Raw genomic sequence first — 23,373 nt, 5'->3', positions numbered from 1 at the left:
GGCGCCGACCAAGTGTGTCAGGAAGACCGGCTCGGCGTCGTCCCGCAGGTTGGTCCACGGGCAGAAACACGTCCAGACGCGGGCATTTTGCTCAATCAGGTCGGTGCGTAAGACCCAGCGACGGCATCGCCCGGCGAGAAACGCATCCTGGATGAACGGAGGTGTACTGGCAGCTTGGGTGTACGGTCTGCTCTCTCATCCAAGGCGACAAATCCCAGTTCGCGGTACAGCGCTGCCGCTCGCGTATTGCTGCGCAGCACGTCAAGGAAAAGTGTCTGTCCCGCCCTCGCGGGCAACAACCGCGCGCGCATCGTGTGGGCAAAGAGGGCCCGGAAAACCCCCTGGCCACGCATATCGCTACGGGTAGCGCAATGCGCCAGCAGCGTCTGCCGGCGCTTCGGAGCCGGGATTTCCCGTTCCAGGACCAGGCCACGGCAAATGATCCCGCCGCTTCGCCAGGCGCCGAAGGCGCGCAGGAAATCCAGCGCAATGCGTGGATCGTCGAGCAGGTTGGCCCGGCCGTCCTGGATCGCCAGCACCGCGACCGGCTCGTTGCCGAGCGCTGCCACGCGGTGGCGGCGCCAGGAGAACCGTCCGCCATCGGATGCGATCGCCTGCCGCAGGAAGGCCTCGCGTTCCGCCTGCGTGCCGCCAAGCAGATAGGCAAACTCAAGCTCGCCCGAGGCCAGCACCAGCGGTGCCAGCGCCGCGGCATCGCGCGCCGTGGCCTGGCGGAACACCAGCTTCGCTTGCCGATGCATCGCCGCCGGAGACGATTCGCGCGTCACGCCAATCTGGCTCATCGACGCGACAGGCGGGCGACGACGTCGACGGCGGTGCGAATCTGCTCGGGCGTGTGCGTCGAGCAGATAAAGAAGCGCAGCCGGGCGGCCTTTTCCTCCACCGCCGGATAAAAGATCGGCTGGGTGTTAATGCCCTCGTCGAACAGCGCGTTCGCCCATTGCGCCGCCTTCAGCGAACTCCCCGTGATGACCGGGATCACCGAATACCCCGCACTGGTGCCGGTGTTCAGCCCGGCCTTGCGCGCCAGTTCCAGGAAGAGATGGCCGCGCTCGCGCAGCGTGGCGATCCGCTCCGGCTCCGCCAGCATGCGTTCCAGCGCGGTCAGCGACGCCGCCGCCAGCATCGGCGCAATGCCCACGCTGTACAGGAAGCCGGGCGCCAGGTGCCGCAGGATATCCGTCAGCGCCTGCTCGCCGGCAATAAAGCCGCCGCACCCGGCCAGCGTCTTGCTGAAGGTGCCCATCCAGATGTCCACGTCGCGTCCCGCCACGCCGTAGTGCTCGCGGATGCCCTTGCCCTGGGCGCCGAGCACGCCCAGCGAGTGCGCTTCGTCCACCATCAGGAACGCCGCGTGGCGGCGTTTGATGTCGATGAACCGCTCCAACTCCGGCAGGTCGCCGTCCATGCTGTAGAGGCCTTCGATGGCGATCAGCACGCGCCGGTACTGGCGGCGCACGCGTGTCAGCATTTCATCCAGCGCCTGCCAGTCGTTGTGCGGAAAGCTCAGGCGCTTGGCGCCGCTCAGCTGTGCGCCCTGCACGATACTGTTGTGCGCGAGCGCGTCATGCACGATCAGGTCGTTCGGCCCGAACAGCGAGCCGATGACCGTGACATTGGTGGCATGGCCGCTGACGAACGCCACGCAGTCGTCCACCTCGTACAGGTCGGCCAGCGCATGCTCCAGCTCGCGCTGCACGGGACGCTCGCCGGCCACCATGCGGCTGGCGGAAGCCGAGGTGCCGTAGCGGTCGATGGCGGCCTTGGCGCTGGCCGACACCTGCGCATCGCCGGCGAGCCCAAGGTAGTTGTAGTTGGCGAAGTTGATATAGCTCTTGCCGCCGATCTGCGTGGTGGCGCCGGCCACGCCTTCGTGCACCCGGAAGAAGGGCGATGCGATGCGCAGCTGCTCGCTCATCTGGCGGCCGATCGCCACCTGCTGGTAGGCCGGCAGCGTATCGAAGCGGCACAGCTGCGCCAGTTCGGACGGCGCGGCCGGCCGCGCCATGGCAGCCGGTGCGGCCTCGATCTCGTTGGTCACCCGTTCAAGCTGGCGCTGCAGCGCCTTGGCGGCGAGCTGTTGCCTCAGGTGGTCGCCCAATCCCATTACGTCTTCCTTGTTCAGTCAGGTGGCCGGTCCGGTCCACTCCCACGCATCGGGTTGCGCGAGCAGTGCGGAGCACAGGCGATAGTTCATTTCATGGCTGGGGCGCAAGGCCGTCACCCGGGCCAGCAGCGGCGCGCCCAGCAAGGCCAGGTCGCCGATCAGGTCCAGCGCGCGGTGGCGCACGAATTCCTCGGGCAGGCGCATGCCGCCGAGCACACTACCACCGACGATGGTCGCCGTGCACGATGGCCGCGCGCCGCGCAGGATGGGCTTGCCGCGCAGGTAGCCGAACGCGATCGTCGGGATCGCCCATTTCAGGCGGCCATACGAGCGCGACGGCGCGATCTCGCTGGCGAAGCGTTCCGGGTTGATCTCGCCCTGCCAAGACAGCACGCCAAAACCCTTGAGGTCGTTGGTGACCTGCAGTTCATAGCGCGCGGCCGGCTCGATCACCAGCTCGCGCATCTCGCCGTCGGCCACCGTCAGGCGGCGCAGCACGCGCAGGAAGCGTTTGGGTTCCGGCAGCGCGGTGCGGCCGCAGGCTTGTATCGCCTGGATCCAGGGTAGGGCGCTACCGTCGAGGATCGGGACTTCTTCCGCGTCGAGTTCCACCGTGGCGTGGTCGATCTCGCAGGCCAGCAGCGCGGCCAGGAGATGTTCCACGGTGCGTACGCGCAGGCCGTTGCCGGCCTGCAGCGCGGTGCACAGCGGCTGCGCCAGGCGCAGACCGGGCGCGGCGGGCAGCTCGGCCAGGATCTGGCCGTCGCGCACGCGCCGGAACACGATGCCGTGGCCGGTGCCGGCGGGCCGGATCCGCACGTTGACGCGCCGGCCGGTGTGCAGGCCGTGGCCCGCGATCACCAGATCGCGCGCCAGCGTGCCCTGGCTTGCCTGCCAGCCGGTCACGCCAGTCATGGCAGCGCCGGCGCGGCGGCGGCGCCGGGTTCGACCTTGTCGGCCAGCACGCGGATGTCGTTGGCATCCATATCCAGCGCGTGGCGTGCCACCAGCGCCTCGATCTGCTGCTGTGCCTCGGACGGCGCATCTTCCGCGCCGCCCATATCGCTCGCACCGCCCGTGCGGATCGAATCGACGATCTTCTGCGCCAGCGAGCGCACCGTGGCGCCATCCGCCAGCAGCATCACCGACAGCTTGACCTTGAAGGACTCCTCCACGGCCATGCCAAGTTCCATCCCCATCAGCGAGTCCATGCCGAGATCGACCACCGAGCGGTCGATGTCGACTTTCTTGGCCGACAGATGCAGGATGCGCGCGATCTGCGCCTGCATGGTCTCGATGACCAGCTGCAGCGCTTGCTGCGGCGGCAGCGCGCGTACCTCGCCATCCAGGCTGGCGCCGGTGGAGCGCTGCGCGTCCTGGCCGTCGCTGCCCTGCATTTCCACATAGCGCAGCGAGCGTGCGGCGGGCATGACCCGCGCTACCGCCTGCCAGTCGAGCCACAGCACGGCCTCGCCGGCGCGGTCCGCCAGCAGCGCATGTTCCAGCGCCGCCATGGCTTCGACGGAGGTGATGGAACGCCCGCCGATGCGCACCTGCAGCGCCTCGCGCGTCTGCGCGTTGCGCGCCAGGAAGCCCACATCCTCCAGCGGCCCCCAGGCCATGAAGCAGCCCACCAGCCCGCTGGCGCGGCGCTGGTAGACCAGCGACTCCAGGAAGGCATTGGCGGCCACGTAGCTGGACTGGCCCGGGCTGCCGAGGAAGGTCGTGGCCGACGAATACACCACGAAGAAGTCCAGCGCGCACCCGCTGGTGGCGCGATGCAGGTTCCAAGCGCCGGCCACCTTCGGCGCCAGCACACTGCCAAAGCGCTCGTCATCCAGGTTGGCGATGAGGCCGTCGGCGATGGTCATGGCCGAATGCACCACGCCCTTGAGCGGCATGCCGGCACGTTCGATCCGCGCCACCAGCGCCTTGACGGCGGCTTTGTCCGTCAGGTCGCACGAAGCCACCGTGACGGTGACGCCGAGGGTCTCATGCCATTGCCGCGCCTGCGCGGCGAGGTCCTCGGACAAGGCGCCGCCGCGGCTGGCCAGCACCACGTGCCGGGCGCCCTTGTCCACCAGCCAGCGCGCCGTGGCAAAGCCCAGGCCGCCCGTGCCGCCCACCACCAGGTAGGCCGCACGCGGGTCCAGCGCGAGCTGCGTGGGCTTGGGCGTCTGCGGCGCCGGGGCGCCGGCCGGGAACGTGATCACGATCTTGCCGATCTGGCGCGCCTGCTGCATGTAGCGGAAGGCCTCTTCCACCCGATGCGCCGGGAACGTGCGGTACGGCAGCGGGTCGAGTACGCCGCTGGCCAGCAGTTCCATGATCTCGGCGAACAGGCGCGTCGTCAGGCCCGGCTGCGCATGCATCAGCTGGTCCGCATCGATGCCGAAGTAGCTGATGTTGTTGCGGAAAGGGCGCAGGCCGATGCGGCTGTTTTCGTAGAAGTCGCGCTTGCCCAGCTCCAGGAAGCGGCCGAACGGGCGCAGCACATCGATGCTGCGCACCATCGCCTCGCCGGCCAGCGAGTTGAGCACGATGTCCACACCCTGGCCGCCGGTGCAACGCAGGATGTCGTCGGCGAACGCCAGGCTGCGCGAATCGAACACATGGTCGGCGCCCAGCAGCCGCACGAATTCGCGCTTCTCGTTGGTGCTCGCCGTGGCGAACACTTCCGCGCCGAGATGGCGGGCCAGCTGGATGGCCGCGATGCCCACGCCGCCTGCCGCGCCGTGCACCAGTACGCGCTCGCCCTTGCGCAGGCGAGCCAGTTCGCACAGCGCATAGAAGGCGGTGAAGAAGGTGGTGGGAATCGTCGCGGCTTCCTCGAAGCTCAGCCGCTCGGGCTTTAGCGCCACCGCGCCGGCGCGAGTGCGCACGCGGCTGGCGAAGCAGGCCGGCGCGAAGCCCAGCACGGCATCGCCCGGCTGGAAGCCTTGCACGTTCTTGCCGACACGCGTGATGCGGCCCGACAGCTCCATGCCGATGGTCGGCCCGGCAAAGCCGTTCTCCACGGCCTCGTCGGACAGCAGGCCCATGGAGTACATCACGTCGCGGAAATTCAGGCCGGTGGCGGCGGGTTCGATCTCCACCTCGTCCGCATCCAGCTCGCAGTCCGCCAGGGCGAACCACTGCAGGTGGCGCAGCGAGCCCGGAGACTCGAAGGCGAGCACACTGTGCTGGTCCTGCTGCCCGGTACCGGCGCCCTGCTCACGCAGCTCGACGGTGGTGGCCGGCAGCATGCGCGGCACAAAGCGGCCGGTGCGCGTGAGCAGCACTTCTTCCTCGCGCTCGTCCGACAGCAGCTCGCGCACCAGCATCGGAGCGGGCCGCTCGCAAGCGGGATCGATATCGATGAGGTGGGTGGCCAGTTCGGCGTACTCGTTCATCAGCACCCGGCCCAGGCCCCACAGCGTGGCCTGCTCAGGACGGAACGCGCACGGCTGCGCCCCGGGCGCGGCCAGCGGCGCGCCGCCACGGCTCACCACCCACAGCCGTACCGGGGCGGCCGCACCGGCCAGCCCGCGTACCAGCTGCGCCAGCGCGATAGAGGTGCTGGCCTGCGCGCGCATCATCTCGTCGCCATCGGTCCCGGCATCCAGGCCGTCGATGTCGGCGGCAAGGAACACCACGTGGCGCGGCACAGTGCCCGCCGCGCCGAGCGACGGATGGGCAAGCAGCGCCTGCACCGAATCCAGCACCGCGACTTGCGCGCCGGCCGCATGGGTTTGCAGTGCGTCGGCCACGGCGGCCATCAGCCGGCCGTGCGCGGCAGGATTCAGCACCAGCCATTGGGCCGCAGCCGCATCCGGGGCGGACGCAGCGACAGGGTCCGCGCTGCGGCGCGCGACCAGGAACGAGGGCGTGCCTTCTAGTTCGAGATCGGCTTCCGTGTGCCGGACCGGCGTTTCGAAACCGTGCTTCTGCAGCAGCGCGGCAATGGTGCCGGCACTCAGCAATTCGTCGCGGCCCAACGTCCACCAGTCGGGCGACAGGCCGAACACGATGTCGGAAAAACGGCTCGACTGGCTTTCCGCCACGATCAGCAGCGCGCCCGGCGTCATCCATGCGCGCGCGGCTTCGATCAGCCGCTCCGGATAGGCTCCCGCGCGCAGCTGGTTGTTGATGATCAGAACATCGTACTGGCCGGGGCGGCCGGGCTCGGCCGCCAGCGACGGCGTTTCGCCCAGTTCGATCTGCACGGTGCGGATCAGCGGATGCTCGGTGGCATCGAACGCGCCCAGCTGCTCCGCACTGCCGGCAATGGCGTAGTCGCAGCGCGATTGCAGGTGCGAGCCAAAGGGTTGGAACAGGTTGGTGCCGGGCGCGATCACTTCGAGCACGCGCAAGGGGCGCGGAGCGTCCCACGCCTCGACCGCGGCGTCCAGGCAAGCGCTGGCCAGCGCGTTGACGTGCGTCCAGGTCGGCGAGGCCTCGTAGAGGTGGTCCACCAGGCTGCTGCGGCCGTTCGGCAGCACGGCCTGCGGGCTGAGCCTGCCGTCCAGCACGGCGGGCAGCGCCGCGCCGCAATGCGCCAGCAGCGTGAGTTCGGCCACGTGGCCCGGCGATGTGGAAAGCAGGCTACGCCAGAGTTCGTCGATGGCCGGCAAAGTGTCGTCGCCGCGTACCAGCTGGCCGTCGCGCCGGGCCAGCACGCGATCTTCCAGCAACATACCGATCAGCCGCTCCAGCAGCGCCGGGTTGGCGCTGGCGGGCAACCGCGGTTGGCCGAGCACATCCAGCGCCTCGACCGCGCGCAGGGCATAGGCCGCCGCCAGCACGTCGAGCAGCGGCATGACTTCGGTCAGGTGGGTGCGGCGGTGGGCCGCGTCTTCCTGCGCCAGCAGCATGGTGGCGGCCGACGCGATCAGCGTGGCCGGCGCGGGCAGGGCGGCCGCGCTGATGTCGGCGGCATAGGGCCGGGCCTCGGTGACGAAGGCAAAGCGGCTTGGCGCGGCCTGGCGCCGGGCCTGCAGGTCGACCCGCCGGAAGCGGCAGGCGCCCACGCACATGATCACCTGGCCGGCCTGGTCCAGGTAGGTGAACGAAGCCACCAGCGAATGCGGGCTGCGCCGCTCGATGCGCGCGACCACGCGGCGCACGGCGTCGCCGCGGCCGTAGTAGTCGATGCGGCCCATCTGCACCGGCACGTAGGCGGCTGCGCCGGCGGCTACCTCTTCTTCGTCCGCCGCTGCGCCCATCAGGGCCAGCAGCGGGTGGAAGCCACCGTCGATCGCCGCCGGATGCATCGCGTACGGCGCCAGCGCGTCCTGCAGCACGGCAGGCGGCGCCAGCTCCGCGATGGCGGTGTCGCCGGCAACGCGCACGGATTTCACCCACTTGAAGGCCGGCCCGAACTGCAGCCCGATCTCGGCGGCCTCGCCGTACAGGCGCTCGCCGTCGATATCGGCGGCGGCCTCCAGGGCCGCCAGTTCCGCTGCGCCGATGGTCTCGACGGGCGCCGCGGCCGGGCCACCGGGCAGCAGCCGGCCGGCCACGCCGATCGTCCACGGATCCGAGCTCATGCGCGGGCGCATCTCGATGACGAAGCCGTTGGTGCGCGGGTCCACGGTAAAGCGGAACAACCGGCCCTGTTGCGGTTGGAATACCACCGGCGAACGGATTTCCAGGTTCTCCACCGCGCAGGACTCGGTACCAAAATGCAGGCGTGCAGCGGCCAGCGCCATTTCAGCGTAGCCCGCGCCGGGGAAGATCACCGCGCCGTCCACCACGTGGTCGGCCAGCAGCGGCAGCTTGACCGGGTCGACCTGGTTTTCCCAGGCCACGGCGCTGTCTTTCAGGCGATAGCCCAGCAGCGGGTGCTCGCGGTGCCGGTTGACCAGGTCATAGCCCTCGCTGGTGGGGGCCAGCCAGTGGCGGCTGCGCTGCCACGGATAGGTCGGCAGCACCAGCTCCGGATCGGCCGGCGGGTAGGCTACGTCCGCGTCGAGGCTGGCGCCTTGCGCCAGTGCTGCGCAGAACGCCTGCTGCAGTTGCGCGGCGCTGTCGTGATGACGCTTGAGCGTGGGCAGGGCGCAGCCGCTGGCCTTGGCATGCTCCAGCGTCTGCGCGACATAGCTGCGCAGGATCGAGTGCGGGCCGATTTCAAGGAACACGCGCACGCCGGCGTCCACCAGGTGGCGCGCGGCCGCTTCGAATTGAACCGGTTCCCGGATATTGCGCCACCAATATTGCGCGTCGAGCGCAGTGCCGGGCAGTTGTGCACCCGTGACGGTCGAGATGAACGGTGTGTGCGCATCCTGCGGCTGCAGGTCGGCCAGCCTCGTCAGCACCAAATCGCGGATCGGATCCATGCGCTTGCTATGGAACGCGTAGTCAAGATTTAGCGCCTGGAAGAACTTCCCACTCTCGGCCAACTGCTCCAGTACGGTGGCGATGGCCTGGGGGGAGCCGGCCAGGGTGACGGCTTCGGGGCTGTTGACGCCCGCCACCTCAAGATCTGCGCCAAGTCCGAGACGGTCGATGAGTTGCTGCGCAGCCTCCACGCTAACGCCGGCGGCGGCCATCTTGCCGGTACCGGCCGTCGTGGCCTGCGCGCGGCTGCGCTCCTTGATCACATGCACCGCCTGCGCCAGCGTCAGCGCACCCGCCGCCCAGGCCGCAGCCACTTCGCCTACGCTATGGCCGAAGCATGCATCGTAGCGCAGGCCGCGTGCCTGCAGCGAGCGCACCACGCCAACCTGCAGCGCGAACAACAGCGGCTGCGCGTTCTCGGTGCCCTCGAGCCAGGCGGCGGTGGCGCCATCGCGCATCACCGCTGCCAGCGACGCGCTGCCATCCGCCTGCCACAGCGCATCGATCTCCTCGATTGTTTCGGTGAACACGGCATCTTCCACCAGCAAGCGCTGACCCATGCCCGCCCATTGCGACCCATTACCGGAGAAGACCAGCGCCAGCTTGTTATCCGCGCCCAACGGTGCTTCCCCGATGGTGACGCCTGGGGCGCTCTCCCCGCGTGCCAGCAAGTCAAGCGATGCCACGCCGTCTTCCGGGCTGGCCGGCTGGGTCACCGCGCGGTGGTGCAGCCACTGGCGCTTGCGCGCGGCCGCGCTGGCCAGCGCCTCCCACGACGCGCCAGCCTGCAAGCGCGCGTGATACTGGCTCGCCAGTGCGCGCACGGCATCGGGGCTGCGCGCACTCAGTACCAGGGCCGAGGGCGCCGCAGCCGGCGCCGCCTTGGTCACGGCGCCGCTCCGGGCATCCGCCTCGCCAAGCAGCACGTGGGCGTTGGTGCCGCCGAAGCCGAAGGAGTTCACGCCCAGCAGCAGCGGCTTGCCGCCCGTGTCGAGCGGCTGGTACCGATCGACCACGCGCAAGCCGCCCGCGGCAAAGTCGATATTCGGGTTGGGATTCTTGAAGTGGACCGTCGCCGGCACAGCCTTGTGCTTCAGGCACAGCACTGCCTTCAGCAGCCCCGCCATGCCGGAGGCCGTCTCCAGGTGGCCCACGTTGGTCTTTGCCGAGCCGATCAGCAGCGGCTGGCCGGGCGCGCGGCCCTTGCCCAGCACGTCCGTCAGGGCGCGCGCCTCGATCGGGTCGCCCACCGCGGTACCGGTGCCGTGCGCCTCCACATAGGCGATATCCAGCGGATCCACGCCAGCGCGGGCGTAGACATCAGTGAGCAGTGCGGCCTGCGTGGCCGCGCCCGGCACGTTGATGCCGCCTTGCGAATGCCCGTCCGAGTTCACGCCGGACGAGACGATGACCGCATGGATGGTATCGCCGTCGGCCAGTGCCTTGTCGAGTGGCTTGAGCAGCACCAGGGCACCGCCCTCGGAGCGCACATAGCCATCGCCGGCGGCATCGAACGCCCGGCAACGCCCGGTAGGCGACAACATCGACGCCTTGGCGAAACTGACGAAGGGGAACGGGTGCAGCAGCAGGTTGACGCCGCCGGCCAGCGCCGTATCGGCCTCGCCCGCATGAATGGCATTGCAGGCCTGGTGCAGGGCGACCAGCGACGACGAGCACGCCGTATCGATCGACATGCTGGGGCCGCGCAGGTCGAACAAGTATGAAATCCGGTTTGACGCGATGCTCAGCGTATTGCCGGTCGCCGAGTAAGCGTCGGCCACGCCCAGGTCATCCACCCCGCGATCGCCGTAATCCTGGCTGGCAACGCCGATAAAGACGGCGCAATTGCTGCCCGCCATCTCTGCAGGCAACTGGCCGGCGTTCTCGAAGGCTTCCCAGGCAAGCTCCAGCAGCAGGCGCTGCTGCGGGTCCATCTGCCGGGCCTCGCGTGGCGAAACGCCAAAGAAATCGGCATCGAAGCCCGCGATGTCGTCAAGTACGCCGGCAGAGAATGTATAGCTCTTGCCCGGCTCGCGCTTGGCCGGGTGCAGATAGAACTCGGTGCCAAAGCGATCGGCGGGGACTTCCGTGACCGCGTCGGTTTCATTGACCAGCAGGTTCCAGAAGTCTTCCGGATTGCGAACACCCCCGGGAAACCTGCACGACATTCCCACAATTGCGATTGCTTTTTTCATCTTCTTCTGACTCGGCCCTGCTAAATCTTGATTTCTCTGAACTTCAGCTTCTGTGTTCTTCATGTAGGCACACCGGCCTGCACTGGCTGCCCGATCGTGTGAAGCAATTCCCGTCCCAACCCTGACACATCCAACGTCTTGCGTAGCGATTCCGCCTCACCGTAGTTGCGCCAGATAAAGTAGTCGCTACGGTTTTGCATGGCCCCCAAACTCCCATAGACCTTCGGCAGGGCGGGCACATGGTCGCCGTAGAAACACAAGATGGCCTTGCGTTGACGGTTAGCCAGGTAATCTGTCAGCCGACCGATCATGACGTCGGCATTGGCCAGGTGGCGCAAATAGGCGGTCAGGTCATCCCACGGCGCGCCATCGCCCAGCGAATGATAGCGGGCGCCTTCGCCAGGCTCCACCCGCTCAAGGTGCAGCGGCCCGTGGTTCTCCATCGTCATTGCCATGACAAACGCCGGCTCATCGCCGGCGGCTTCCAGTTCCGCAATGATAGCGTCCGCCACCGCGGCGTCCGCCACATAAGGTCCGGCGCGCTGGGCGCCGTCGAAATGCCGGATATCCAGGAATCGCTCGAAATGCATCAGCGGGAATACGCGGTCGCGGCCAAAGAAATCGGCGAAATAAGGGTGAATCGCAGACGTGCGGTAGGCCGCGCGCCGGAACCAGCCGGCCAGCGAGGCGCACGGGCGGCGGATAAACGTATAAGGATAGAAGCGCGCATAGCCCAGTTCCGCCTCGGGCACGCCCGACAGCATGGCGAACTCCGTGCGCATCGTATTGGCGCCCCAAGCTGGCACCCGCAACTCGCCGTACTGGCAGGCAACTTGGCAAGCGGCGTCAAAGTTGGCGAGGATGGCCGGGCTCACTGCCGTTCCCAGGCGGCGGGCGTCGAAGAACGACTCGCTCTGAATCACGATCACGTCTGGCCGCACTGCCGGCGCCGCGGTCCGGGAGAACGGCCCCGCCGTCAAGGCCGCCCGCAGCTCGCGTGCGGTGCGGGGCCGCAAGCCGTTGAGCAGATAAGCCACGAACACCGTAATAAAACCATGGTGGAGCTGGTCCTCGCCCGGCGCCAGCGTGAGCGGCAGGCGGGCGGCGAGCGCAACGGCGATGGTCAGGGCACCCAGGCCGAAAGCCGCCAGCGTCCCGTACGGCACGGCCTCGAGCCGCGCGGAGGCCAGGAATGCCCCCGCAAACAGCGCAGCCCCGACTGCAATGGCCAGTATCTGCACAACACTAAGGAAAGGCAGGTACAGGCGTGGGTGACGGAACAACTGGCCAAAAAGGCTCAGGTCAGTGAAAACGAAGGGCTCGCGCAATGAAGCATATTTAGCATTGTTGACAATTGCCATCAATGCCGCCAGCGAGAACGCCATCAGCCCGGCAAATGCCGGGCGAGCGGAGATCGCTAGCGTCAGCGTGAACGTCACGACCGAAGCCATCGCATGAATGGCCAGCGCCGCAGCAGGGCGCCGCCACGGCGCACGCGGGCGGGGGAGGGCGATCGCGTCCGGCAGGAAGGAAGCGGCAAGCGCGGCAAGAAACCAGGGCAACATCGTCATGCCGGGCTAGTGCTCCTCCCGGGGCAAATAAGACAGGCGATCCAGGATCGCATCGGCAAGCCGCGCCGGCAGCAGCGGTAGCAAGCCCATGCCAAAGGCGAGCAGGCCGGGAAAAGCAATTTCCGCCTTGTTCGCCGCCAGCCGCGCACAGATATAGCGCGCCGCCTTCTCCGCAGACCACAGGAACAGCTTGTCGCCCGGGAAGACATCGCTCATCGCGGTCTTGACGAAGCCCGGGAACACGAGCGACAGATTGACGCCATCGCGTGCCAGCAGGGGGCGAACCGACTCGCCATAAGCCTTGATCGCAGACTTGCTCGCGCAATAGGCCGGAGAGATCGCCATGCCGCGGATCGCTGCAAGGGAACTGATCAGGGCCACTTGGCCGCGGCGGCGTGTACGCATGCGGTCGATTATCGGTAAGACGGTGTGGATGGCACCGTAAAAGTTTGTGTCAAAGACCTCGCGGGTGCGGGCCAGGTCTTCCCAGTCTCGGGATGAGGAGAGGGTGCTGGCTACGCCGGCGTTGGCGATTAGGAGGTCGATGGGGTGCTGGTCGTCGAAGGCTTGGAGCCAATGCGCCATGGCAGTGGCATCGCGCACGTCGAGTTCGGCGGTCAACACCGTGGCCCCCGCCGCGCGGCATTGCTCGGCGCCGGCGGCAAGGCGGCTCGCATTGCGGCCTACCAGGCCAAGCGTAATGCCCGGGCCGGCATAGGTACGCGCCATGGCGAGGCCGATGCCTGCGCTGGCACCAGTGATGACGATATGGCGCGACATTGCTCTAGTCATGCGCGATAGCCTCCAGCCGCTTCACCACGCCAGCGGTCGCCATTGCGATGCCGGTGCGGGTGTAGAAGTCGCCGTTGATCTGCGTGTGGTGCAGCAGGTAATCCAGGAATGCCTGGTACAAGCTCATGTCCGGGCCTTCGGCCTCCAGCCAGAAATTGTCCAGTTCGCCCTGCCAGGTCATGCCTGCCATGTCATAGATGGCCGTGCCGAGGGTCATTAGCGGCCGGCGATGGTGCAAGGCAGACAGCCCCACCGTGCTATTGACCACCACCACGCCGCGGGCATGGTCGAGCAGCGTGGGGAGGTGGCCCGCATCGATGAAATCAAAGCGGTCCGCCATGTCCAGCGACCGTGCGAGTTCGCGGGAGAACTTTCTATAGTCGATTAGCCCGGTGTCCAGCGGGTGGTTCTTGATTACCAACCTGGCATCCGCTGGTGCATGGGAGGCGAACGAAGTCATGACCCGTTCAATGGCTTGCCTCACGCCCTCAAATGGCGAGTGCACCTGGATTTGCGAGTCCGAGTTGAGTTGCAGCGGGAAGACGTAGTACGGCTGCTTCGAAGCCAGAAGGCGCTCGATCACCTTGTCAGCTTCGACCTTATGCCGGCGCTGCAGCAGCAGGCGGCTGGCCAGCCCCGCATACTCGCTGAAGCCATTGTGCGGACGGTGGCTGCGGTAGTGCGGAAAATGTCTTGCGTGCACCACATTGGCCGCCCGATAGCGGATATCGTGAAATGCGCGCTCATATAGGTTGTAGCCCGTGCTCTGGCCGGGAAGGCTGGGAGGAGTCACGCTGCGATGCCTACGATACCAATCCGGATCGCGCGAGAGCAAGGAGCGCCCGTTGACCCCATGTCGCTCAAGTGTGAGCCAATGCGGTCGAACGTAACCCTCTTCAAAGACATGGACGCGTAAGCCGAGTAGATTTGCTGGTTGATATACAGCCTGGTGAATCTCGCGACAATCCCCAAAAAGTAGGATATCGGTAAAGTTGCCAGATTTGAGAGTGTTGAAATACCACTCCGGCAGCGCCTGCAGAGTGTCGGCGAAATTGTACACGCCCTCGATGCCGGCATATGCCAGGTCACCACCGCAGAAGTTTACCCGTTGCACACCATGGCCGCGCGCATGCAGGGTCGCCAAAAGTTGGCGAAAGAAGGGGGATGCCGTGCCTTGCAGGGCGAGAAACGAGCGTCGCATCAATGGCGTGGGGCAGCAGGGTAGGTTGGCGAGTTACTGAGAAACAGCGCAACCGGATCAGTCAAATGTGACGAGATCCATGCGTCAATGTCCAAAGGAGGCGATTCCGCGACGAGGGGCGAAGGATACCGTAGGAAAAAGGCATTTGTAAGAAAATGCTTACTGGAGTGTTGCAAACCGTATGCACTTGAAGCCCTCGATGGCTTCGTGACAAAGCAATCGCTATAATCAGCAGCCTTAAACCGTCGGCACCTAGTCAGTCAATCGGTGCTATCACGCTGTGTTGATCGAACACAGGGTAAAAACGCCCTCACTTCTCCGGATTGCCCGGCATTGAGGGTCTCTCTCGGGCCTGGAATGCGCAAGTTAGCGATGCAGTGCCGGCCCGCATTGCTTTGGAAGATACGTTGGATACGGTACTAAAGAACGACACGGCGCAGCAGGCGACCGGAAGCACGAGCGGACTCTGGGAGCGCTTGAGGCGCGTAAACCGGCTCTTCCTCGGCACTGTGGTGGTACCGACCATCGTAGCGACGCTCTATTTTGGTGTGATCGCCTCGGATGTCTACGTGTCTGAGGCGCGCTTCGTGGTGCGCAGCTCGCAGCGACAGAACCAGACAAGCGCACTTGGCGCGTTGCTACAAGGCAGCGGATTGACGCGCGCGCAGGACGACACCTATGCGGTCATTGACTACATACAGTCGAGGGACGCCTTGGCTGAGCTCAATCGAGGCAACTACATTCTCGAAGCCTACGGCAGCCACGGGGATTTCCTGAGCCGCTTTGCCAAAGCACTCGACGATAGCTTTGAGGCCTTGTGGAAGTACTACACCAAGCACGTGATAACAGTCGACTTCGATTCCACATCGGCCATCACCTCGGTTCAGATCCGTGCGTTTGCGGCAACGGATGCGCACAAGATCAATGAATCGCTGCTGGAAATGAGCGAGCGTCTGATCAACCGGATGAACGAACGCGCTGCGGCGGACACGGTTCGTTTTGCTCGGAGTGAGGTGGATGCGGCGACGACAAAGGCGAAAGATGCGGCCGCGGCGCTGGCCGCCTACCGCAAGTCCTATGCCGTGTTCGATCCCGATAGGCAGTCGGCTTTACAGCTCCAGCAGGTAACGTTGCTGCAGACGCAACTCTTTAATGCACAAGCGCAACTGGCCCAGCTCCAGGCGATAGCGCCCCTGAATCCGCAGATATCCACGCTGAAGACAAATATCGCGGAGCTGGAAAAGCAAGTCCAGGCGGCGACGGGCGGTGTAACCGGCGGCAAAGGATCCTTGTCGGACAAGGCGGCGATCTACACGCGCCTGCAATTGGATGCTCAGTTTGCCGATAAGCAGCTCGCTTCTGCGATGACCGCGTTGGAAGGCGCGCGCGCCGAGGCTCAACGCAAGCAGCTCTACCTTGAGCGTCTGGTTCAACCAAATGAGCCGGATGCGGCGGTCGAGCCGCACCGGCTGCGCTCGATCCTTGCTACTTTGTTGTTGGGGATGATTACCTGGGGGGTGCTGACAATCCTGATTGCTGGGGTTAAAGAGCACAGGGACTGAGTGATTCCTTCCATGGAAATGCATACCCCATTCCGTAGAGCCCTGCAGATTCAGCTGAGGGTTATCGGTGCGCTGCTTATGCGGGAGATTCTTACCCGCTACGGTCGACATAACATCGGCTTCATGTGGCTGTTTGTCGAGCCTATGACATTTACCTTAGGAATTACGGCACTTTGGTCGATGGTTAAGGTAACGCACGGCACGTCTCTTCCGATTACCGAATTTGCTCTAACCGGTTACTCTACTGTATTGCTTTGGCGCAATGCGGTCAATCGCTGTAACTTGGCGATTGCCCCAAATCTAGGCTTGCTATTCCATCGCAATGTACGGGTTATTGATCTCTTTGCTGCCCGATTGCTATTGGAGTTTACCGGCGCGACCATCTCCTTTATTGTTCTGTCCTTAGTTTTTATCGCCATTGGTTGGGCCATTCCCCCCAAAGATATTATTAAGATATTTGAGGCGTGGGGGCTGCTCATGTGGTATGCCGTTGGTTTGGGTTTGATTGTCGGCTCATTGTCAGAGCGGTCTGAGACGGTTGATCGCGTATGGCATACCATAACCTATCTTATATTTCCCCTATCCGGTGCTGCCTTTATGGTGGACTGGCTGCCGAAATCAGCGCAAACACTGGTATTGCTATTGCCGATGGTGCATGGTGTGGAGATGCTAAGAGAGGGCTATTTTGGCGGTACCTTTCGTTTTCACTATAACGTTGCATATTTTGCAACGATTAATCTTGTGCTCTTGTTTGTCGGCTTGGCGCTTGCCCGGGAAGCTGGAAGGAGGGTGGAGCCAGAATGATAGTCTTGAGGAATGTTAATAAAGTCTATTTCACAAGAAATGGCCCGCGCACGGTGCTCAAAGATGTCAATCTTACGATCAATAGGGGAGAGAAGGTTGGCATCTTGGGGCGGAACGGTGCGGGCAAGTCCACACTGATCCGTCTGATCAGTGGCGCAGAGCTGCCAACTGAAGGAAATGTTCATAGGGGTATGAGTATTTCCTGGCCTCTGGCCTTTAGTGGTGCCTTTCAGGGAAGTCTAACCGGTCTCGATAATCTACGCTTTGTGTGTAGAGTCTACGGTGTGCCGATTGAGCCCGCGATCCCGTTCGTAGAGGAGTTTTCCGAACTTGGGGTTTATTTGAAAGAGCCCGTAAAAAAATATTCCTCTGGGATGCGCGCGCGTTTGGCATTTGCGATATCTATGGCGGTTGATTTTGATTGCTTTTTGATCGATGAAATAGTAGCTGTTGGTGACAGTCGGTTTCATGAAAAATGCCATCAAGAGTTATTTGAGAAAAGAAAGGATCGGTCAATGATTATCGTCTCTCATGATCCGGGGTATATCAGAGCGCATTGTGATAAGGCTGCGGTATTGATTGCGGGAAAATTCCAATTGTTCGATGACGTTGAGCAAGCCTACGCACATTATCAATCGCACTAGTAAGTCCATGACTACAGACAATGCTCGAACTGCGATTAAAAATGTGCGGGAAAAACTCCTGCCGCTGACTCCTTTTGTTGGATTTCTTGAGCGACTCTTGATGCTTTTGCCCAGGAGACTCTTGCACGCGGATCTACATCCGGTGGGGGATGTTCATGCGGTCAAAGGCAAACAGGGATACTTCGAGGCTATTGGCCCAAATCCGTGCTTTGAATTGCGCACTGAAGAAAGTGTTGACGACGGATGGTACTACCTCGAGGCTGCCCTAACAAGGCACAGTGGCAATCGAAACGCAAAGATTTATCTCGATACTGGACGTGGATACAGCGAGTCCGACGTGATCTTTGTGCCGTCGAATCTGCGCGGTTCGATTCGGGAAGTTTTGCAGTTGCCTAAAGGAGTGAAAGGCTTACGTTGGGTCCCCATGAATGCGCAGGGACTTTTCTTTCAAAGTGATCTGCTCATTCATAAAATATCTGCCTTTGAAGGCTATTGTAGACGGGCATGGCGCGTGTATGAAGATTTGGGGCGCCTCAAGGCGAAGCCTTCCGATGTCAGCGAAAGAGCCTCTTGGTGGAGTTTGCCGTTTAACATAGATGCGGCATACAAGTGGAGCGCTGGGTTGCGTCTCAAAAAATCGTCGGCAATGAATTATTGCACATTCATCGAAAAGAACGATACTCTCAGTCATGCGGATTTCGATGTAATTCGAAGGCATATTGGCGTATTGGCGCAGTGCCCTCTGATTTCCATCTTGATGCCCATATTTAATCCTCCCGTTGAGTTTTTTCGGGCGGCACTCGAATCCGTTCTCGCTCAATTGTATGAGAACTGGGAGTTGTGTCTGGCCGACGATGCGTCTACCAATCCGGAGATAAGGGCAATCATAGAGGAGTTCAAAAAGAAGACTCCTCGGATTAAAGTAGTTTACCGCCCTGTTAATGGTCATATATCGAGTGCATCAAATAGTGCCCTGGGAATCGCTACTGGTGACTTCGTTGCACTAATGGATCACGATGATCTTATTCCACGCCACGCGTTGTACCATGTGGTAATAGAGATCAATCGATATCCAAATGTGGACCTCATATATTCCGACGAGGATAAAATTGATGAGGTGGGGCAGCGTCTAGATCCATATTTCAAGCCAGACTGGAATCCGGATCTTTTCTATTCCCAAAATATGTTCAGCCATCTCGGTGTCTATCGTACCGTCTTGGTGCGCGAGGTGGGTGGGTTTCGTGTAGGTTATGAGGGCTCGCAAGATTACGATCTCGCCTTGCGTTGCTCAAAAAAAACAAGTCCGGACCGTATTCGACATATTCCGCGAGTCCTATACCACTGGCGTATTCATACTGGTTCAACGGCACTGGCAACAAGTGAGAAAAGTTATGCACAGAGTGCGGGGGTTCTCGCACTAAGAGGTCATTTTGTCGATGCGGAGGTGGACGTGTGTGACGGGCTTTATTCTGGCTCGTACCGCGTCAGGTATCCGCTTCCGCAGGATACTCCACTGGTAAGTTTGATTATTCCTACAAGGGATCAGGTTTTTGTTCTAAAGAAGTGCATAGATGGCATCCTTCATCGGACAGATTATCAGAATTTTGAGATATTGGTGGTGGATAATCAATCTGAAGAGAGGGAAACCAGGATCTTCCTTCGGAAGTTAAGGGAAGACAGGCGGGTGCGTATTCTGAATTATGGTGGCGAATTTAATTATTCGGCAATTAATAATTACGCCGCAAAACAGGCGAAGGGGAGTGTCCTATGCTTGATGAACAACGATGTCGAGGTCATCGATTCGGCATGGCTCTCCGAAATGGTAAGTCATGCAATTCGTGACGATATCGGGGCTGTCGGCGCTAAGCTCTTGTATCCGGACAATCGAGTTCAACATGCGGGCGTTATTATTGGACTTGGTGGCGTTGCAAATCATGCTCATACACTGCTGTCAAAAGACTCCCAGGGCTACTTTGGCCGCGCCAGTGTTATTCAGAATTTTTCGGCCGTAACGGCAGCTTGTTTGGTCGTGCAGAAGGAGAAATTCTTCAAAGCTAACATGCTTGATGACGAAAACCTGACGGTCGCATTCAATGATGTGGACCTTTGCTTGAAGTTGCAAAGTATAGGATATCGGAATCTGTATACTCCGTTTGCGCTTCTATATCACCATGAGTCATTGAGTCGTGGCAGTGAAGATACTCCGGAAAAGCGCATGAGATTTGCATCCGAGGAGAGTTTCATGATTAAAAAATGGAGTATCGATGGTTTTATTGATCGCTACTACAACCCAAATCTGACAAATGCACTGGTTGATTTTTCATTAGGAACTCATAAGGTGCGTTCCATGCATCATGGGTATCCACTGAAAGTGGATTGAATATTGGCGCAGGTACTATTTGAATATCAAAAGCTACGGGATCCCTCTCTACGTGTAGCACAGTAACTATGTTGCGACTGCCGAGAATGGCGTGATCAGCGGAGGTTCATTAGGTTGCCTCGCGATATTGTTTTGTTTTTGGCCGCTATGCGAAGACGGCTTGCGGTGCTGGGTGGAGGCCATTCGCGCTGAATTCCGCGGCAACAATGGCCAAGGTCTGCGATGCCCTTCGCGTCGTACTGAAGCGCACGCGGTTCGGGTTTTTGCTCGCAAACTTATGCGAGTTCGGGTTTTGATGAAAAATATCTTAGAAGCAAGGAATAGGAAAAGATATGTCTTCAACTAAAGATAATGCAACCGTCACTCTAGCTGAGTTGCTGTATTATCATGACGAGCGCTTTATTCAGGGCGCCTATCAGGCAATTCTGGGCCGCGCTCCGGATATGGAAGGCATGCACTATTACTTGGCACGAATTCGATCCGGCATTGGCAAAATCGAAATACTTTCTCAACTATACAATAGCGAAGAAGGTAGGGCGCGCAAGCCGAAAATTCCCGGGCTGAGGAAGGCATTCGTGCGTCATAATCGATTGAGAACTCCCATTATTGGTTCTCTTTACCGATTCGCAGGATTTGACCAAATTGGCGAGAGTGATCGGCGGAGCTTGCGCGCAGCCAACAATAAACTTGACGTGATCGAAGCGCAGAGCAGGCAGCGGTTCTTGAACATCGATATTGCCCTCGGCGATATTCATCGAGAAATGCGTGCGTTGAGTGAAAGGCTAAGCGCGGAACCCTTGAACTCGCCGAATAATACTGCATCGAATCGGGGCGATGTGGCGACGGCGACCCGCGTCACTGAGATAGCTCTCGATAATACCCATGGTGAAGGGCAGGTATTGGGTGCGGAAAATAATAATAGAAGCTCAACTGTTCCCGCCGGTCAAGTTGATCTCATTCGCTATGCCGGAAAGAGGGTCGCTTCTTTTCAGATGGAGAGTTATTATGTGTCGCCAGAGGATGGCAAGGAATATGATCTTCGCTACGAGCGAATAAGACATGCGGAATACCTGAAGCTGATCTCGGATTCCGGTCTGTTTGATCGAGTGTTTTATACTTCAAGTTACTCGATTGATCCGATATTCCACGATGAACCGGTGCTGCATTATGTGTTGATTGGTGAATCCAAGGGCTTGCAGCCCAATCCGGATTTTTGGCCTGGCGCATATCTGCAAATTAACATGGACGTCGCTGCGGCTGGATTGGATCCCTTTAAGCATTTCCTGCAGGTTGGTCGATGGGAGGGCCGTCGGAGCCGACCATTGCCTCCAATTGAGGGTGGAATTAACACGACGCCGTTGCCAATTGTCAGGGGGCGTGGATTTCCTAATCCAAAGAAGATTGCAGTGTGCCTGCATATTTATTATGTCGATCTTTGGAAGCAGTTGCGGGAAACCATTGCGCGGCTTGAGGAGGATTTCGACTTATTCGTAAGTCTTGTCGATCGCGGGAGTCCACTAGATTCGGTCAGGGGTGAGATTTTGTCGGCCTATCCTAATGCTCGGGTTTTTGTGTTTCCGAATCACGGTCGAGATATCTTTCCGTTCGTCTATATGGCGACGGCAGGATTGTTTGATCCTTATGACGCGATATGTAAAATTCATACGAAGAAGAGTCCTCATCGAGAGGATGGTGATTTTTGGCGAACCCATCTCATAAATGGGATCGTGCCTGAGTGCGATGCTGGTGACTTGCTGAATGGCTTTTTGGCGAATGAGAAGCTGGGTATTTGGGTTGCCGATGGGCAAATTTACGAGGGTGATAAATGGTGGGGGGCAAACAATAAGGGTCGTGTTGCGGAGTTACTGCATCGAATCGAAATACGGCACCCACTAGATAGGTTGACTTTCCCGGCTGGTTCGATTTATTGGCTGAAGCGTCCTATTATTAATCTCATTCGAGGTATGCAGTTGACTGAGGTGGACTTCGAAGCTGAGGACAGTCAGGTTGACGGTACTAGCGCACATGCGTTCGAGCGAATCTTGGGGTATCTGGCTGAGGCGGCAAATGTTGATCTTGTTCAGACTTCGGAGGTCCAGAGTAGAAATCTCAAACGTCGTGGGGAATCTGGTGCTGCTAAATTGAAGCCGTTTGTTTCGTGCTTTTATCTGCCTCAATTTCATTCCATACCAGAAAATGATGCGTGGTGGGGTGAGGGTTATACGGAATGGATTGGGGCTGCAAAGGCAAAGCCTCAGTTTGGGGGGCATTATCAACCGGTGGTTCCCGTTGGCACTGGTTTTTATGATCTGCGAGACCCAGAGGTCATTGGGCGACAGTATAAGCTAGCGAAATCGCATGGTATATCTGCGTTTTGCATGTATTATTATTCGTTTGATCATGGGCGCAGATTGTTGGAAGCTCCTCTTGAGAATCTTCTCGTTCGTAAGGATATTGATGCCTGCTTCTATCTTTGTTGGGCGAACGAGTCTTGGACTCGAAATTGGGATGGCCTGAGTGGTGAGGTACTGATGCCGCAGTCATATCTTCCGGGTTGCGAAGATGAGATTGCAAGTGATAGCGCTAGATTCTTCTCGGATCCTCGATACTATCGCCTGAATGGGGTGGAGCCGAGATTCGTCATATATCGTCCGGAAGATATTCCGAACGTAGGTGATTTTGTTGAACGGTTGCGCAGTGCGTGGCGAAAGCTGGGTTTCCCGCGCGTGAATTTGGGTGCGGTATTGTTTCACTTAAATGACGATCCCGATGAGGATCTTGTGTCGACGTTTGACTTCTTCATTGAAATGCCACCGCACGGACTGGTTGGGTCAGGAGATTATATTGTTGGCGGTGATAATCCTGATGTAAGTTTTCCGGTGGACGCGAACTTCAAGGGCTTGGTTTATTCTTATAATAAGGTTATCGAAAATAGCATAGCGCGAGAATTTCCCGCTAATTTGGGCGGGAAGGTGATTCGTGGCGTAATGCCATCGTGGGATAACACTGCCCGACGCGGAAATCGTGCCCATATTAGTTTTGGCGCCAATCCGGCGAGATTTGGGTCCTGGGTGGATGGTCTTCTGGAAAAAGGTCTCGCATCCGGCGAATTGATGATCAACGCATGGAACGAATGGGGCGAAAAAGCCGTAATGGAACCTAACTGCCAATATGGGAAAGGCTATCTCGAAGCTTTGAAATATTCCTTGCATAAAGTGTCGAATAAGTGAGATAGTCCGCTCGGCATAATGCCTTGGGCGGAGAATTGAGCGGCAGCGAGACCGGCACACCCCAAGGAGGAGTGGTTGAGTGCTGCTGGCTAGCTCTCTTGTAAGGGCCCTCGACGATGGTCATTGCCCGTCGTCGGGCAGTTGTCCCGGTGCGATACAACGATATTGCGAATTCCCGCCATAGGTTGACACTCTGCTGTACGTAATTTGGCCGTCCAAATTGCTGGAAGAGACGCCCGATGAGCCTCATCGGGCGTTTTGCATTTTAGCGATCGATACGGTCACGCGCGGTTGTCGATTTGGATCAACTGTCGGCCATGCGAGCGGCCTGGTTTCCGCGGTTGAAGAACTCCCGAGTTCGACAGTTTGAGCCCGATTTTCGCCATTTCTGACCGTCGCCCCTAGCACTGGCGCGGCTTCCAGGGTCGTCAGCGCTAAACTCTTGTAGTGGCACGTTTGTAACAGCGAAGGCTATATTTGACAAGGCGTTCAATGCCTGTAAAGTAACGGCATGTTCGTCAAAGTTACCTCCTCCGGTTCTCGCCGTT

General features: G+C 60.6%; 12 protein-coding genes. 5 read left to right on the top strand and 7 right to left on the bottom strand.

From position 1 onward, the window contains the following. Window positions 1-95: 95 nt before the first annotated feature. Genes ACGLHR_RS10000 through ACGLHR_RS09970 form a run of 7 tightly spaced genes read right to left on the bottom strand, consistent with a single transcriptional unit; the run spans window position 96 to window position 14,205 of the window. Window positions 96-803, bottom strand: coding sequence for a GNAT family N-acetyltransferase (locus tag ACGLHR_RS10000; protein WP_400093572.1), 708 nt, complete (start codon window positions 801-803; stop codon window positions 96-98). After that, a complete protein-coding gene (locus ACGLHR_RS09995) occupies window positions 800-2,128 on the bottom strand; it encodes an aminotransferase class I/II-fold pyridoxal phosphate-dependent enzyme (RefSeq protein WP_400093571.1) in 1,329 nt (442 codons plus the stop codon). Before ACGLHR_RS09995 ends, ACGLHR_RS10000 begins: the two co-directional genes overlap by 4 nt. A gap of 18 nt (window positions 2,129-2,146) precedes the next feature. Further along, window positions 2,147-3,043: a UDP-3-O-acyl N-acetylglycosamine deacetylase gene (locus ACGLHR_RS09990; RefSeq protein ID WP_400093569.1), complete on the bottom strand. Its 897-nt coding sequence runs from the start codon at window positions 3,041-3,043 to the stop codon at window positions 2,147-2,149. After that, the gene (locus ACGLHR_RS09985; protein ID WP_400093568.1) at window positions 3,040-10,641 is read right to left on the bottom strand and encodes an SDR family NAD(P)-dependent oxidoreductase; all 7,602 of its coding nucleotides are present in this window, start codon (window positions 10,639-10,641) and stop codon (window positions 3,040-3,042) included. The genes ACGLHR_RS09990 and ACGLHR_RS09985 overlap by 4 nt, the downstream gene beginning before the upstream one ends. A gap of 59 nt (window positions 10,642-10,700) precedes the next feature. After that, window positions 10,701-12,212, bottom strand: a complete 1,512-nt coding sequence (locus tag ACGLHR_RS09980; RefSeq protein ID WP_400093566.1) for an LTA synthase family protein — start codon at window positions 12,210-12,212, stop codon at window positions 10,701-10,703. A 6-nt stretch (window positions 12,213-12,218) separates the two neighbouring features. Beyond that, on the bottom strand, window positions 12,219-13,004 hold the full coding sequence (locus tag ACGLHR_RS09975) for an SDR family NAD(P)-dependent oxidoreductase (RefSeq protein ID WP_400093564.1): 786 nt from the start codon (window positions 13,002-13,004) through the stop codon (window positions 12,219-12,221). After that, on the bottom strand, window positions 12,997-14,205 hold the full coding sequence (locus ACGLHR_RS09970; protein WP_400093562.1) for a capsule biosynthesis protein: 1,209 nt from the start codon (window positions 14,203-14,205) through the stop codon (window positions 12,997-12,999). Before ACGLHR_RS09970 ends, ACGLHR_RS09975 begins: the two co-directional genes overlap by 8 nt. Before the next feature lie 407 nt (window positions 14,206-14,612). On the opposite strand from ACGLHR_RS09970, the gene ACGLHR_RS09965 reads away from it, so the two are divergent. The 5 genes from ACGLHR_RS09965 (at window position 14,613) to ACGLHR_RS09945 (ending at window position 22,825) form a co-directional block, all read left to right on the top strand. After that, a complete protein-coding gene (locus ACGLHR_RS09965; protein ID WP_400093560.1) occupies window positions 14,613-15,767 on the top strand; it encodes a hypothetical protein in 1,155 nt (384 codons plus the stop codon). Window positions 15,768-15,779: 12 nt separating this feature from the next. Continuing rightward, a complete protein-coding gene (locus ACGLHR_RS09960; RefSeq protein WP_400093559.1) occupies window positions 15,780-16,571 on the top strand; it encodes an ABC transporter permease in 792 nt (263 codons plus the stop codon). After that, complete coding sequence (locus tag ACGLHR_RS09955) at window positions 16,568-17,215, top strand: ABC transporter ATP-binding protein (protein ID WP_400093557.1); 648 nt, start codon at window positions 16,568-16,570, stop codon at window positions 17,213-17,215. The genes ACGLHR_RS09960 and ACGLHR_RS09955 overlap by 4 nt, the downstream gene beginning before the upstream one ends. Window positions 17,216-17,222: 7 nt before the next feature. After that, complete coding sequence (locus ACGLHR_RS09950) at window positions 17,223-19,595, top strand: glycosyltransferase (protein WP_400093556.1); 2,373 nt, start codon at window positions 17,223-17,225, stop codon at window positions 19,593-19,595. A 332-nt stretch (window positions 19,596-19,927) separates the two neighbouring features. Beyond that, window positions 19,928-22,825 (top strand): glycoside hydrolase family 99-like domain-containing protein, encoded by a 2,898-nt coding sequence (locus ACGLHR_RS09945; protein WP_400093554.1) that lies wholly within the window; start codon window positions 19,928-19,930, stop codon window positions 22,823-22,825. The last annotated feature ends 548 nt before the right edge of the window (window positions 22,826-23,373 follow it).

Origin of the sequence: Cupriavidus sp. CuC1 (assembly GCF_044627735.1) — a bacterium.
Taxonomy (GTDB): Bacteria; Pseudomonadota; Gammaproteobacteria; order Burkholderiales; family Burkholderiaceae; genus Cupriavidus; species Cupriavidus ulmosensis.
This window is presented reverse-complemented; position numbering and strand designations above follow the sequence as displayed.

What these genes read in the sequence shown, in the direction of transcription:
- ACGLHR_RS09985 (WP_400093568.1), bottom strand. Translation starts at nt 10,641, where the DNA reads ATGAAAAAAGCAATCGCAATTGTGGGAATGTCGTGCAGGTTTCCCGGG.
- ACGLHR_RS09970 (WP_400093562.1), bottom strand. Translation starts at nt 14,205, where the DNA reads ATGCGACGCTCGTTTCTCGCCCTGCAAGGCACGGCATCCCCCTTCTTT.
- ACGLHR_RS09960 (WP_400093559.1), top strand. Translation starts at nt 15,780, where the DNA reads ATGGAAATGCATACCCCATTCCGTAGAGCCCTGCAGATTCAGCTGAGG.
- ACGLHR_RS09955 (WP_400093557.1), top strand. Translation starts at nt 16,568, where the DNA reads ATGATAGTCTTGAGGAATGTTAATAAAGTCTATTTCACAAGAAATGGC.
- ACGLHR_RS09990 (WP_400093569.1), bottom strand. Translation starts at nt 3,043, where the DNA reads ATGACTGGCGTGACCGGCTGGCAGGCAAGCCAGGGCACGCTGGCGCGC.
- ACGLHR_RS09975 (WP_400093564.1), bottom strand. Translation starts at nt 13,004, where the DNA reads ATGACTAGAGCAATGTCGCGCCATATCGTCATCACTGGTGCCAGCGCA.
- ACGLHR_RS09945 (WP_400093554.1), top strand. Translation starts at nt 19,928, where the DNA reads ATGTCTTCAACTAAAGATAATGCAACCGTCACTCTAGCTGAGTTGCTG.
- ACGLHR_RS09950 (WP_400093556.1), top strand. Translation starts at nt 17,223, where the DNA reads ATGACTACAGACAATGCTCGAACTGCGATTAAAAATGTGCGGGAAAAA.
- ACGLHR_RS09980 (WP_400093566.1), bottom strand. Translation starts at nt 12,212, where the DNA reads ATGACGATGTTGCCCTGGTTTCTTGCCGCGCTTGCCGCTTCCTTCCTG.
- ACGLHR_RS10000 (WP_400093572.1), bottom strand. Translation starts at nt 803, where the DNA reads ATGAGCCAGATTGGCGTGACGCGCGAATCGTCTCCGGCGGCGATGCAT.
- ACGLHR_RS09995 (WP_400093571.1), bottom strand. Translation starts at nt 2,128, where the DNA reads ATGGGATTGGGCGACCACCTGAGGCAACAGCTCGCCGCCAAGGCGCTG.